Source organism: Bradyrhizobium sp. USDA 241, from assembly GCF_049739505.1.
Classification (GTDB): Bacteria; Pseudomonadota; Alphaproteobacteria; order Rhizobiales; family Xanthobacteraceae; genus Bradyrhizobium; species Bradyrhizobium liaoningense.
On sequence record NZ_JBMGPZ010000004.1, the window covers coordinates 1,374,173 to 1,386,964 of the forward strand.

The window sequence follows — 12,792 nt, forward strand, 5'->3', positions numbered from 1 at the left end:
GGGCACGCTTCGCTTTGCCCACCCTACGGCAGCGTGCCTAGTACCCGGAATCAGAGCTGAGTGATACGGCGGCCTTTGAAACGGCGTTGACGGACCTTTTTCTTGGTCCAGACGAAGGGCTCGGCTCTGTCGTTGTATGCGTTGACGTAGGCATCGATGTGTTCCTGAAGCTGCTTGAGGCTCGTGAAGGAGGTGCCGCTGAGCGACTGCCCCTGCAAGATGGAAAACCATACTTCGACCTGATTGAGCGATGACGCACTTGTCGGCGTGAAATGAAATTGCAGGTTGGGGTGGGCCTTGAGCCAGTCCTCGTTCTTTTTATGGGTGTTGAGGTTGTCGAGGATGACGTGAAGCTTGCGGTTCGGAAAAGCCGCGGTGACGCTGTTCATGAAATCGAGAAACTCGACGCGGCGCCGGCGTTTTGAATGGGTCGCGATGATCTTTCCGGTGGCGACTTCGAGCGCCGCAAACAATGTTGTGGTGCCATGCCGCTTGTAATCGTGGCTTTGGCCGGTCAAGGCGCGGCCATTGGGCAACTTCAGATAACCCTGCGCTCGCTCCAAAGCCTGGATCGAGGGCTTCTCGTCCACGCACAGCACAATGGCCTTCGCCGGCGGCGCGACATAGAGGCCGACAACATCGGCGGCTTTGGCCGTAAAGTTCGGGTCGTTGCTCTCGCACCAGGACTTGCGAGCCACCAGGTCAATCTTGTGGCTGCGCAGGAACCGCCAGACATATTGGACATCGACATCGCCCAGCGCCTCGGCCAGCAGGGGGCCGGTCCAGCGCGCAAACCCTTGCGGTGGCGGCTTATCCAGCAGCTTCAGAATCCGCTTGTCGGTCGTCTTCGTATAGATCGGCTGCTTGCCAGGCCGCGGCTTGTCTTGCAGCCCTTCAAGGCCATGGTCGGCATAGCGATGCCGCCAAAGGCTGACAATCCGCGGCTGGACCCCAACTTCCTTGGCGATCGACCGGGTGCTGCGCCCATCCGCCGCCAACAGAACTATCCGCGCCCGCTTCAAATCGCGCTGCAACGTCACCGGTGAGCGACAGCACGCCTCAAGCACCTTGCGATCTTTCCTCGAAAGGTGGACTTCTCTTGCTTCGGGTATCATCCCGACCTTGAATCACGACTCACGTTCCAAGAAAAGTGGGTACTAGTCATGCCGGTGCCCGTGCTTGCGCGCTTTCGCCGGCTTGCCATCGCCCGTCGGGATCATCACCACGCGGCCGTAGCGCACGCCGCGTTCGGCGATGATGTGGTCGGCGAAATGCCTGACTTCGGAGGCGTTGCCGCGCAGCGCCGTCATCTCCATGCAATTGTCGTCGTCGAGATGGACGTGCAGCGTCGCCAGCGCGAGGTCGTGATGGCCGTGGAATTCCTGCACCAGGCGCTTTGAGAGATCGCGCGCGGCGTGGTCGTAGACATAGACGAGACCGGCCACGCATTTGCCGGTCTGTGCCGTGCCCTCCGTGCTTTGTTGCAGGCCGGCGCGGGCGAGATCGCGGATGATCTCGGAGCGGTTCTGGTAGCCGCGCGCCTCCGCCGCGGCGTCGATCTCCGCCAGGAGATCGTCCTCGATCGTGATCGTTATCCGCTGCATCGGGTCCTCTCCATCGGGCTACCGGGCTTTTGTAGCCTTTCCTCCGAAGGGAGGCGAGGGAGTGTGCCGGTAGCTCACAGCCGCGTCGTGCGCAGGCGCAGCGCATTGCCGACCACGCTCACCGAGGACAGCGCCATCGCCGCTGCGGCGATGATCGGCGACAGCAGCACGCCAAAGGTGGGATAGAGCACCCCGGCGGCGATCGGAATGCCGGCGGCGTTGTAGATGAAGGCGAAAAACAGGTTCTGGCGGATGTTGCTCATCGTCGCCTGCGACAGTTTTCGCGCCCGCACGATGCCGACGAGATCGCCCTTGAGCAGCGTGACGCCGGCGCTCTCCATCGCCACGTCGGTGCCGGTGCCCATGGCGATGCCGACCTCGGCCGCCGCCAGCGCCGGCGCGTCGTTGACGCCGTCACCGGCCATGGCGACGCTGCTGCCGGCCTTCTGCAGCTTGGTGACGACCGCGCTCTTCTGGTCCGGCAGCACCTCGGCCTCGACCTCGGCGATGCCGAGCCGGCGCGCCACGGCCTCGGCCGTCGTGCGGTTGTCGCCGGTCAGCATGATGACCCTGATGCCTTCCGCCGCGAGCGCCTTCAGCGCCTCCGGGGTCGAGGCCTTGACCGGATCGGCGATCGCGAACAGGCCGGCCAGCCGGCCGTCGACGGCCATGTTGATCACGGTCGCGCCGTCGCCACGCAGCCGTTCGGCTTCGGTGTCGAGCGTCTTGGTCTCGATGCCGATCGACGTCAGGTATTTTGCATTGCCGAGCACGATGGTGTTGCCGTCGACCTTGCCGGTCGCGCCCTTGCCCGTCGGCGAATCGAATTGCTCGACCTGGCCAAGCGTGAGCTGCTTCTCCCTGGCCGCACGCACGATGGCGTCAGCCAGGGGATGCTCGCTGGCGCGCTCGACGCTGGCCGCAAGCCGAAGGATGTCGTCTTCCGCAAAGCCGGCCGCCGGCACGATTCCGACCACCTTGGGCTTGCCCTCGGTCAGCGTGCCGGTCTTGTCGACCACCAGCGTGTCGATCTTCTCCATCCGCTCCAGCGCCTCGGCGTTCTTGATCAGCACGCCTCCCTGCGCGCCGCGGCCGACGCCGACCATGATCGACATCGGTGTCGCAAGTCCGAGCGCGCAGGGGCAGGCGATGATCAGAACGCTGACGGCAGCGACCAGACCGAAGGCCAGCCGCGGCTCCGGTCCGAACCAGGCCCAGGCGCCGAAGGCAGCGAGCGCGACGACGATCACCATCGGCACGAACCAGCCGGAGACCTGGTCGGCCAGGCGCTGGATCGGCGCGCGCGAGCGTTGCGCGTCCGCGACCATCTGCACGATCTGCGACAGCAGCGTCTCGCGCCCGACCTTGTCCGCGCGCATCACGAAGCTGCCGGACTGATTCAGCGTGCCGGCAATGACCTTGGCGCCGGTCTCCTTGGTGACCGGCATGGATTCGCCGGTGACCAGGGATTCGTCGAGCGAGGAGCGGCCCTCCAGGATGATGCCGTCCACCGGCACCTTCTCGCCGGGACGAACGCGCAAGCGGTCGCCGGCATGGAGCGCGTCGATCTCGACCTCGTGCTCGCTGCCGTCAGCGTCGACCCGGCGTGCCGTCTTCGGTGCAAGCTGGAGCAGCGCCTTGATCGCACCCGAGGTCGCGTCGCGGGCGCGCAGCTCCAGCACCTGGCCGAGCAGCACCAGCACGGTGATGACGGCAGCCGCCTCGAAATAGACTGCGACCGCGCCTTCATGGCCGCGGAAGGTGGCGGGGAAAATCTGCGGCGTGACGGTGCCGAGGACGCTGTAGACATAGGCCACACCGGTGCCCATCGCGATCAGCGTGAACATGTTGAGGTTGCGCGTCAGCAGCGACTGCCAGCCGCGGACGAAGAACGGCCAGCCCGCCCAAAGCACCACCGGCGTGGCGAAGACGAACTGGATCCAGTTCGACAGCGTCGGATCGATCCAGCTGTGGGGGCCTGCGAGATGGCCGCCCATCTCCAGCACCACCGGCGGCAGCGCCAGAACGCCGCCGATCCAGAACCGCCGTGTCATGTCGGCGAGCTCCGGATTGGGGCCGGTCTCCAGGCTTGCGACCTCAGGCTCCAGCGCCATGCCGCAGATCGGGCAGCTGCCCGGGCCGACCTGGCGGATCTCGGGGTGCATCGGACAGGTGTAGATGGTGCCCGCGGGCATCTCGGGCTCGGGCGCCTTCTCCTTCGCAAGATACCTGGCGGGATCGGCGGCGAACTTGCTGCGGCAGCCGGCCAAGCAGAAATGGAAGGTCTCGCCGTGATGTGTGAAGTGGTGCTTCGAGGTCGCGGGATCGACCGTCATGCCGCAGACGGGGTCCTTCACCTTGGAATCACCGTGGTCGTGGCCGTGATGATGGGCATGGCTGGAAGGATCGCCGTGGCCGCCGCAGCACGAGGATGCCGCGGGCTTCGCCGCCGGCGGTGCCGCTTTCGTGGAACAGCCGCATCCGGAATGTGTTTCCGCGTCGTGATGATGCTCGCTGCTGTTCATTGCCATGCTCCGGTCCTGTCCCTGGTCTTGCAACCTATACCCGGTAGGGGTATATAGACCCCATGCGCAAGGACATCAAGGCATCTGTCGGAAAACGTCTCGGCCGGATCGAAGGCCAGGTTCGCGGCCTGTCGAAAATGGTAGAGGAAGACCGCTACTGCATCGACATCGTGACGCAGATCTCGGCCGTGCGTGCCGCGCTGCGCCGGGTCGAGGAGGAGGTCCTGAAGGACCACGTCGCCCATTGCGTCGAGCACGCCATTGCGAGCGGCGACAAGGCCGACCAGCGCGAGAAGATCGCGGAGCTGATGGCGGTGATCGGACGGGCCGAGCGGTAGCTCACGCTCTCTCCACCGTCGTTGCGAGGAGCTCTTGCGACGAAGCAATCCAGACTGCCACCGCGGTAACAGTCTGGATTGCTTCCGCTGTACTCGCAATGACGGAGGAGAGGGACGCGGTATCTCCTCTAACGTCGTCCTGTCCAAAGCCAGGACGACGTTTCTGGGCGTGACTTAAGCCGCCATCTCCCGCGCCCGCGCGCGGTACGTCGCGAGTTCGCTCAGTTGCACGAAATGCTCGGAGAACGCGGCGGTGATCTCCGCGAGTTGCGCCCTCACTTCTTCAGCCGGAATCTCAGCCGGCGCCTCTTCGTCAATCGCCTCAGGAATGAGCGGCGGCGCCAGGACCGTTTCTGGAAACACACTGAATGAGCCTGCTACCTCCTCGAGCGGCTTCTGCTTGTCGGCCCAGTGCAGGGCGGTGTAGTCGAACCCGTGCACGATGGTGGGTTTGACGACTTCGAAATAGGGCGAGATGTCGAAGTCGCGGGGCATGTAGAGCGAGGAATCGCGGATGTGCAGGATCTCGCGGCGCGCGGCACGGCTGCCGGCCTTGGTGATCTTCGGCAGGATCGGATAGCGCACGGCGTCGAAGACCTGCGCGATCAGCGCCGAGCAGATGATCTTGGTCGGGTCGCCCGAGCCGATCGCGATCATGCGCCGGCGCCAGCGCTGCGGAATCGGCATCGGGAACAGATAACGCATCAAGTCGACGATGTTCTTGGTGTCGTAGCCGAAGCCGATGCGGTTGATGGCGTAGCGGCAGACAGTGGTGCGGTCCTCATAGGACAGTCCGACCGGGCGGCAGAGGCGGGTGTGGTAGGGGAAATATTTCGACAGCGGCGCCGAGGTGACACCCTCGCCGATATTGGCCTCGATCAGCACATGCGGCTCGCCATCCGCTTCCTCCGCACCCGCGACCGGGCCGACATAGAGCGCCGCATGCGACCAGGTCGACTGCGTCAGATATTTGATGATGCCGGAGATGCGGTTGTTGCCCTCGACCAGCAGCACGTCGCCGGGCTCGATGACGCCGCGCAGGTGCTCCGGGTCGCTCGGCGTGAACGGCTCGTAGCCCGGCACCTCCTTCGAGAGGTACGCGGCAATCAGCTTGCCGACTGAATCCAGGACCGTCCCCATGTCGAACTCCCCCCACGGCCTTTTCCGGCCGTCTTTTTCCCTTCTCTATCATGGTCGAAACGTGTTGCAATTCGGTTCATCACTCTGTGAGATCAAGCACGATTGATTCACCATGATGGTTGCCGTGCAACATCAGATGCAGCAAGGTTCGCGGGCTGTTCCCATACGTCGCAAGTCCCCGGAAACCATGACATGACAATCACGCGCCGCGGTTTCCTTTCGGCGTCGGCGGCCCTTGCGGCGCTGCCGGTCCTGCGCGCATCCGCCGCGCCCCTGCCGCGCGAGGCCGACATCGTCGTGATCGGGGCGGGAGCTGCTGGAATCGCCGCGGCGCGGCGCATCATGGCGGCGGGCCGCAAGGTCATCGTGGTGGAAGCGGCATCGCAAGTTGGCGGCCGTTGCATCACCGATAGCACGACCTTCGACACGCCGTTCGACCGCGGCGCGCGCTGGATGTACAATCCCGACACCAACCCGATGATCCGGCTGGCGCGCAGTATCGGGCTGGACGCGCTGCCGGCGCCATCGGGCCAGAAGATGCGCATCGGCCGCCGCAACGCGCGCGCGGGCGAGACCGAGCAGTTCCTGGCCGCGCTGGTGCGCGCCAACCGCGCCATCGACGAGGCCGCGCGCGGCAAGCTGGATACCTCCTGCGCGTCCGTGCTGCCGAAGGATCTCGGCGATTGGGCGGGCGCGGCCGAGTTCGTGCTGGGCCCGAGCTTCGCCGGCAAGGACCTGAAGGAGCTGTCCGCGATCGACAAGGGACGCGCGCAGGACCGCAATGCGGCGATCGCCTGCCGTCAGGGCCTTGGCACTCTGATCGCCAAGCTCGGCGAGCAGGCGCCGGTGGCGCTGTCGACGCCGGCGAGCCGGATCGCCTGGAGCAACCGCGACGTCAGCGTGGAGACGCAAGCCGGCAAGATCGCCGCACGCGCCGCCATCCTCACGGTCTCGACCAATGTGCTGACGTCGGGCGCGATCAAGTTCGCACCCGACATCCCCAAGCGCACCTTGGACGCGGCCTCGAAGCTCAGCCTGGGCAGCTACGACCGCATTGTGCTGCAACTGCCGGGCAATCCGCTCGGATTGTCGCGCGACGATATCCTCATCGAGCAGAGCAATTCGACGCGCACGGCGCTCATGTTCGCCAATATCGGCGGCTCCTCATTGTGCTCGATCGATGTCGGCGGCTCCTTCGGCCGCGATCTCTCCGAGCAGGGCGAGAAGGCCATGGCCGCCTTCGCGAGGGAGTGGATCACCAAGCTGTTCGGCAGCGAGACCGCTTCCGCCGTGCAGAAGACCAGCGCGACGCGCTGGAATGCCTCGCCCTACGTGTTGGGCGCAATGTCGGCATCCGCGCCCGGCGGCCAGCTTTCGCGAAAAACCCTGGGCGAGCCGATCGGCAACATGTTCCTCGCCGGCGAAGCCACCCACGAGACGCTCTGGGGCACCGTCGACGGTGCCTGGGAAAGCGGCGAGCGCGCCGCGGATGCCGCCTTGCGCAAGATCGGCGCGCTCAAGGCCGAGCCGGCCGACGCGCCGACGCAGTCGACGAAGAAGCGGCGCGCGCCGCGGCAATAGGCAACAAAGGCGCAACACTTCGCGGGAACGACCCGCGGAGAGAGCTCAGCGCAACACCCCGTCCAGCACCGGCAGCCCGGCAATCACCGCCACCGCGATCAGCGCATAGCAGATCCCGCGAAACACTTTCTCGCTGGCGCGGCCGAACAGCGAGGCGCCGAAGGCGACACCGATCGCATAGACCGGCCCGACGACCAGCGAGAGCACCAGCGATTCGCGCGAGATCAGGCCGGTCATCGCATAACTGACCATCGAGAAGAAATCCGACGCGCCAAAGAACAGCACGATGTTGGCGCGTGCCACGATCGGTGCGATCGGGCGGCCGAGCCAGTAGCCGACGATCGGCGGGCCGCCGGTCTGCGCGAGGCCGCTGCAGAAGCCGGAGAGACCGCCGATGCCGACCGAGAGCCAGGCGTGGTCCTTGCCCCGATAGCGCCAGCCCGACAACAGCAGAAGCAGGAGGGCGGCGACGAAGCAGGAGATGATCCAGCGCGTGGTGACGGGCTCCAGCACGCTCAGGAAATACGTGCCGACGGGCACGCCGATCAGCGCGCCCAGCACGATCACGGCGGTGGCCTTGCGGTCTGCCTTCCGCCATGCGTCAGGCAGGAGCGGCGCGGCCGCGACGAAATCGATGACGAGCAGCAGGGCCGCAACGAGCCGCGGCGCTGCGATGCTGCTCGCCAGCGGCATGAAGATCAGCGCCGAGCCGAAGCCGGAGAAGCCGCGTGCGGTGCCCGAAACGAAAGCGACGGCGCAGAGCGCCATCGCAATGGTGAGGCTGACATCCTTCGGGAGAAAGTCGGCTAGACTCATGCTTGTTGATTCTGGAGCATGATGTCGTCCGAGAACCGCTTTACACTTTTCGGCATCATGCTCTCAGAGTACCGCCGGTCTTCTTCGTGACTTCGGCCACGATCTTGGCGCCGACGGCCTCGATCTCCTGATCGGTCAGGGTCTTCTCGCGCGGCTGGATCGTCACCGCGATCGCGATCGATTTCTTGCCGTCATCGATGCCCTTGCCCTCGTAGACGTCGAAAACGTTCACGCCGGTGATCAGCTTCTTGTCGACGCCTTGCGCAGCGCGAACGATGTCGCCGGCCTTCACGGCGCGGTCGACGATGAAGGCGAAGTCGCGCGTAACAGGCTGGAAGGCGGAGAGCTCGATCAGCGGCTTGGCGCGGGTCGGCTTCTTCTTCGCCTCGGGGATGCGGTCCAGGATCACCTCGAACACCATCAAGGGACCGTCGACGCCGAGCGCCTCGAGCGCGCGCGGATGCATCTCGCCGAAATGGCCGAGCACGTTTTGCGGGCCGATCTGGATCGTGCCGGAACGTCCCGGATGCAGCCAGCCGGGACCACCCGCCACGACCTGAAGCGCCTGCATCGGCGCACCGGCCGCAGCGAGCACCGCCAGCGCGTCGGCTTTCGCGTCGAACACGTCAGCCTGCGTCGAGCCGGTCCAGTGCCGTCCGAGACCTTCGGAGGAAGCAAAGCCGCGGCGCACGCCGCTCGCCGCCATGAACTGGTCCTGCGGGCGATCGCCCTTGAAGATCTGGCCGACCTCGAACAGCACGACATCGCCAAAGCCGCGATCGGCATTGGCCTGCGCGGCCGCGATCAGGCCCGCAAGCAAGGTCGGGCGCATGTCGGAGAGATCCGACGCGATCGGGTTGGCCACTTCGAGCTCGCGCTGGCCGCCGCCGAACAATTCGGCCGCGGACTTGGCAATGAACGACCACGTCACGGCCTCGACCATGCCGCGGCTCGCCAGCGCGCGTCGCGCGCGGCGGGTGCGCAGCTGGAGCGGCGTCAGCACGGGTTTGCGCGCGTCCTCGCCGCGTTCGAATGGCGTCTCCGGCACCTTGTCGACGCCGAAGATGCGGACGATCTCCTCGACGATGTCGGCCTTGCCGTGCACATCCGTGCGCCAGGACGGCACCGCCACCTTCACGACCGGACCCGGGCCCGCCATCATGAAGCCGAGATGGGTCAGGATGCGCTTCATCTCGGCTTGCGGCACCTCGATGCCGGAGAGCCGCTTGACCTCGGTGACCGGGAACTCGATCAGGCGGTCATCGCCAAAGGCCTTGCCGACCACGACGGTGTCGGACGGCGTGCCGCCGCACATCTCCATCACGAGCCTGGTCGCGAGCTCCAGCCCCGGCACCATGAAGGCCGGATCGACGCCGCGTTCGAAGCGGTAGCGCGCATCGGAATTGATGCCGAGCTTGCGGCCGGTCTGGGCGATGTTGATCTCGTTCCACAGCGCCGATTCGATCAGCACGTCGGTGGTGTCATCGTCACAGCCGGAGGCCTCGCCGCCCATGATGCCGGCGAGCGATTCGACGCCGTGCTCGTCCGCGATGACGCAAATCGCGGGATCGAGATTGTAGGTGCGGCCGTCGAGCGCGAGCAGTGTCTCGCCGTCGCGGGCGCGGCGCACCACGAGATTGCCCTTCACCTTCCTGGCGTCGAACACGTGCAGCGGCCGCGCGCGATCGAAGGTCATGAAATTGGTGATGTCGACCAGCGCGTTGATCGGGCGTAGTCCGATCGCGGTCAGCCGCTTCTGCAGCCATTCCGGCGAGGGTCCGTTCCTGACGCCGCGCACGAGGCGAAGCGCGAAGCCCGGGCACAGCGTGGCATCCTCGACCGTGACCTTCACCGGGCAAGGGAACTCGCCCTTTATAGGCTTGATGGTCGGATCCTTGAACTTGCCCATGTCGGCGGCGGCGAGGTCCCGCGCGATGCCGTGCACGCCGGTGCAGTCCTGCCGGTTCGGCGTCAGATTGATCTCGACCACGGGATCGCCGAGCCCAGCCCATTCAGCATAGCCCGCGCCAACAGGCGCATCGGCCGGCAATTCCATGATGCCATCATGGTCGTTGGAGATCTGCAATTCGGCCGCCGAGCACAGCATGCCGCGGCTCTCGACGCCGCGGATGGTGCCGACCCCGAGCGTGATGTCCTTGCCGGGAATGTAGGTGCCGGGCGGCGAGAACACGCTGACCAGACCCGCGCGCGCATTCGGCGCACCGCACACCACCTGCACCGGCGCACCGCCGTCGCCGGTGTCGACCATGCAGACCCGCAAGCGATCCGCATTCGGATGCTGCTCGGCCGAGATCACCTTCGCAATGGTGAACGGCTTCAGCGCCTTCGCCTTGTCCTCGATGTTCTCGACCTCGAGCCCGATCATGGTGAGCTTCTCGGCGAGCCTGTCGAGCGGCTCGTCGGTCTCGAGATGATCCTTCAGCCAGGAGAGGGTGAATTTCATGGCTGCTTCTTCTCCACGGAGACGGTCTGCTCCCTCTCCCGCTTGCGGGGGAGGGCTGGGGTGGGGGCTCTCTCCGCGATGGTGGTCGCGATTGTGTCGAGAACGCCGCCACGATTGGTCATGACATCGAGATTGCTGAAGCGGAGCACCTTGAAGCCCTTCGATTCGATTGCGGCAGAGCGGCGCGCGTCGGCGCGCTCGCCTTCATCCGAGAAGTGTTGGCCGCCATCGAGCTCGATGACGAGCTTGGCCGCGTGACAGATGAAATCGGCGATGTAATTCCCGATGGGCACTTGGCGACGAAAGACCACGCCGTTCAATCGGCCGGCGCGCAGCTCTGACCAGAGGATCCGTTCTGCGTCGGTCGAATTGCGCCTGAGCGCGCGCGCATTGGCGCGCAGCCCGTCGGATATTTTCCAATCCGGATGCTTTGGATCGACCATCGGCAGCCCCATTGCTGCGACACCCTCTCCCCAGCCCTCCCCCGCAAGCGGGGGAGGGAGTCCGACCTGCCGGGCGGCCAGAGGATACGTATCCATACGACGAACGCCACGCGAACGCTCCATCCATTCCCTCCCCCGCTTGCGGGGGAGGGTCAGGGAGAGGGTTGTCTCCGCAACGGGAACGGAGAGAGTCTTCGCAAGCTCTTGCTTCAGTGCGAGCATCACGTGCTCAATCCCCCCGCCAGCGTCGGCACTTCCAGCGGCTTGAAGCCATAGTGGCTCAGCCAGCGGACGTCGCTGTCGAACAGCTGGCGCAGGTCGGCGATGCCGTATTTCAGCATGGCGATGCGGTCGATGCCCATGCCCCAGGCAAAGCCCTGGTACTCGTCGGGATCGATGCCGCAGGCGCGCAGCACGTTCGGATGCACCATGCCGCAGCCGAGAATCTCGAGCCAGTCCTCGCCCTCGCCGAAGCGAATCTCGCCCTTGTCGCGGCGGCACTGGATGTCGACTTCCAGCGACGGCTCGGTGAACGGGAAGAACGAGGGCCGGAAGCGCATGTTGATGTGGTCGACCTCGAAGAACGCCTTGCAGAACTCGTGCAGGATCCATTTGAGGTGGCCGAGATGCGAGGTCTTGTCGATGACGAGGCCTTCGACCTGGTGGAATTGCGGCGTATGGGTCGCGTCCGAATCGATGCGGTAGGTGCGGCCCGGGCAGATCACGCGGATCGGCGGCTTCTGGCTCAGCATCGTGCGCACCTGCACCGGCGAGGTGTGGGTTCGCAGCAGCATGCGCGAGCCGTCCTCCTTCGGATGGAAGAAGAAGGTGTCGTGCATCTCGCGCGCGGGATGGCCTTCCGGGAAGTTCAGCTTGGTGAAGTTGTAGTCGTCGGTCTCGATGTCGGGACCTTCGGCCACCGAGAATCCCATGTCGGCGAAGATCGTGGTCAGTTCGTCCCAGACCTGGCTCAGCGGATGGATGCGGCCGGCCTCGACCGGTGCGTCGCGCAGCGGCAGGGTGACGTCGACGGTTTCGGACGCCAGCCGCGCATCGAGCGCCGCCGACTTCAGCAGGTCGCGCCGCGCGGCGAGCGCCTCGGTGACCTTGTCCTTGGCCTGGTTGATCGCGGCGCCTTGCGTCTTGCGCTCATCAGGCGACATCTTGCCGAGGGTGGCGAGCAGCGCCGAGATCGAGCCCTTCTTGCCGAGCGCGGCAACGCGCACGGCTTCAAGAGCGGCTTCATCGCCGGCGGCGGCGATCTGGTCGAGGATGGACGTTTCGAGCGTTGCGAGGTCGGACACAGTCAAATCCTTGCTGCCAAAATTCGGCTGGGTTGTCGCCGCCCGAAGGCCGTAACGTCAAGCAAAAAGCCGGTCATTTCGGGCTTGCGGCCGGCTGGGTTGAACGCTGCGCGGGGACCCGGCACCAATGGGGGTATGAGGAGAGTCTTGCGATGCTTTCGAGATCCTGCCTGGTCGGTCTGGCCCTGCTTGTGTTGGAAGGTGCTTTGGGTGGCGCGGCCTACGCCGAGGAATGCCCGGCCAAATCGACGTCGATGGACGACGTCATCGCAGTCCTCAATGCGGCGCCTGGCTGCGGCCCTGCCATGAAGCTGTTCGAGGCCTGCGCATATGGCGCCAGCGGCGACGTGCAGTTCGGTGAAGTGGTCGAGAAGAAATGCGAAGCTGATTTCGTCGGCCAGCAGAAGCCGCCGCAGAAGCTCAGCTATCAGCGCGAGTTGCAGGCGTGCGATCGCAAGTACCGGAACAAGTCCGGCACCATGTATATTTCGGCGACAGCATTCTGCCGGGCGGAGGTCGCCCAGCGCTACTCGCAACAAGCTTTGAAAGCTGCGGGCCAAAAGGCCCGCTAGCGCAA

General features: G+C 65.4%; 11 protein-coding genes. 3 read left to right on the forward strand and 8 right to left on the reverse strand.

The window, feature by feature from the left end; genetic code table 11:
* Positions 1–50: 50 nt before the first annotated feature.
* The 3 genes from ABIF91_RS16315 to ABIF91_RS16325 form a co-directional block, all read right to left on the reverse strand.
* Positions 51–1,115, reverse strand: coding sequence for an IS630-like element ISRj1 family transposase (locus ABIF91_RS16315; RefSeq protein WP_424579244.1), 1,065 nt, complete (start codon positions 1,113–1,115; stop codon positions 51–53).
* 42 nt (positions 1,116–1,157) lie between these two features.
* Complete coding sequence (gene nikR / locus ABIF91_RS16320) at positions 1,158–1,604, reverse strand: nickel-responsive transcriptional regulator NikR (protein ID WP_028179117.1); 447 nt, start codon at positions 1,602–1,604, stop codon at positions 1,158–1,160.
* 74 nt (positions 1,605–1,678) lie between these two features.
* Positions 1,679–4,129 carry a heavy metal translocating P-type ATPase gene (locus ABIF91_RS16325; protein WP_028179118.1) on the reverse strand — a complete coding sequence of 817 codons (2,451 nt, stop codon included), beginning with the start codon at positions 4,127–4,129 and terminating at the stop codon, positions 1,679–1,681.
* A gap of 62 nt (positions 4,130–4,191) precedes the next feature.
* On the opposite strand from ABIF91_RS16325, the gene ABIF91_RS16330 reads away from it, so the two are divergent.
* Positions 4,192–4,467, forward strand: coding sequence for a metal-sensitive transcriptional regulator (locus tag ABIF91_RS16330; protein WP_007598521.1), 276 nt, complete (start codon positions 4,192–4,194; stop codon positions 4,465–4,467).
* Between the two features lie 174 nt (positions 4,468–4,641).
* Here the strand turns inward: ABIF91_RS16330 and ABIF91_RS16335 are convergent, their stop codons facing one another.
* Complete coding sequence (locus ABIF91_RS16335) at positions 4,642–5,607, reverse strand: YiiX/YebB-like N1pC/P60 family cysteine hydrolase (protein WP_424579245.1); 966 nt, start codon at positions 5,605–5,607, stop codon at positions 4,642–4,644.
* Between the two features lie 192 nt (positions 5,608–5,799).
* On the opposite strand from ABIF91_RS16335, the gene ABIF91_RS16340 reads away from it, so the two are divergent.
* Positions 5,800–7,188 carry a flavin monoamine oxidase family protein gene (locus ABIF91_RS16340; protein WP_028179120.1) on the forward strand — a complete coding sequence of 463 codons (1,389 nt, stop codon included), beginning with the start codon at positions 5,800–5,802 and terminating at the stop codon, positions 7,186–7,188.
* Between the two features lie 45 nt (positions 7,189–7,233).
* Here the strand turns inward: ABIF91_RS16340 and ABIF91_RS16345 are convergent, their stop codons facing one another.
* Genes ABIF91_RS16345 through pheS form a run of 4 tightly spaced genes read right to left on the reverse strand, consistent with a single transcriptional unit; the run spans position 7,234 to position 12,215 of the window.
* Entirely contained in the window at positions 7,234–8,004 is a 771-nt protein-coding gene (locus ABIF91_RS16345) for a sulfite exporter TauE/SafE family protein (RefSeq protein ID WP_028179121.1), read from the reverse strand.
* A gap of 55 nt (positions 8,005–8,059) precedes the next feature.
* On the reverse strand, positions 8,060–10,468 hold the full coding sequence (gene pheT, locus ABIF91_RS16350) for a phenylalanine--tRNA ligase subunit beta (RefSeq protein ID WP_028179122.1): 2,409 nt from the start codon (positions 10,466–10,468) through the stop codon (positions 8,060–8,062).
* Positions 10,465–11,133, reverse strand: a complete 669-nt coding sequence (locus ABIF91_RS16355) for an endonuclease domain-containing protein (RefSeq protein ID WP_244429960.1) — start codon at positions 11,131–11,133, stop codon at positions 10,465–10,467. The genes pheT and ABIF91_RS16355 overlap by 4 nt, the downstream gene beginning before the upstream one ends.
* Positions 11,133–12,215, reverse strand: coding sequence for a phenylalanine--tRNA ligase subunit alpha (gene pheS, locus ABIF91_RS16360; RefSeq protein ID WP_028179124.1), 1,083 nt, complete (start codon positions 12,213–12,215; stop codon positions 11,133–11,135). Before pheS ends, ABIF91_RS16355 begins: the two co-directional genes overlap by 1 nt.
* A gap of 32 nt (positions 12,216–12,247) precedes the next feature.
* Here pheS and ABIF91_RS16365 point away from each other — a divergent pair, with 32 nt between their 5' ends.
* Complete coding sequence (locus tag ABIF91_RS16365; protein ID WP_347335858.1) at positions 12,248–12,787, forward strand: hypothetical protein; 540 nt, start codon at positions 12,248–12,250, stop codon at positions 12,785–12,787.
* The last annotated feature ends 5 nt before the right edge of the window (positions 12,788–12,792 follow it).

Excerpts from the sequence above, each read along its gene's own strand:
- ABIF91_RS16315 (WP_424579244.1), bottom strand. The coding sequence starts at position 1,115 with ATGATACCCGAAGCAAGAGAAGTCCACCTTTCGAGGAAAGATCGCAAG.
- nikR (WP_028179117.1), bottom strand. The coding sequence starts at position 1,604 with ATGCAGCGGATAACGATCACGATCGAGGACGATCTCCTGGCGGAGATC.
- ABIF91_RS16325 (WP_028179118.1), bottom strand. The coding sequence starts at position 4,129 with ATGAACAGCAGCGAGCATCATCACGACGCGGAAACACATTCCGGATGC.
- ABIF91_RS16330 (WP_007598521.1), top strand. The coding sequence starts at position 4,192 with ATGCGCAAGGACATCAAGGCATCTGTCGGAAAACGTCTCGGCCGGATC.
- ABIF91_RS16335 (WP_424579245.1), bottom strand. The coding sequence starts at position 5,607 with ATGGGGACGGTCCTGGATTCAGTCGGCAAGCTGATTGCCGCGTACCTC.
- ABIF91_RS16340 (WP_028179120.1), top strand. The coding sequence starts at position 5,800 with ATGACAATCACGCGCCGCGGTTTCCTTTCGGCGTCGGCGGCCCTTGCG.
- ABIF91_RS16345 (WP_028179121.1), bottom strand. The coding sequence starts at position 8,004 with ATGAGTCTAGCCGACTTTCTCCCGAAGGATGTCAGCCTCACCATTGCG.
- pheT (WP_028179122.1), bottom strand. The coding sequence starts at position 10,468 with ATGAAATTCACCCTCTCCTGGCTGAAGGATCATCTCGAGACCGACGAG.
- ABIF91_RS16355 (WP_244429960.1), bottom strand. The coding sequence starts at position 11,133 with ATGCTCGCACTGAAGCAAGAGCTTGCGAAGACTCTCTCCGTTCCCGTT.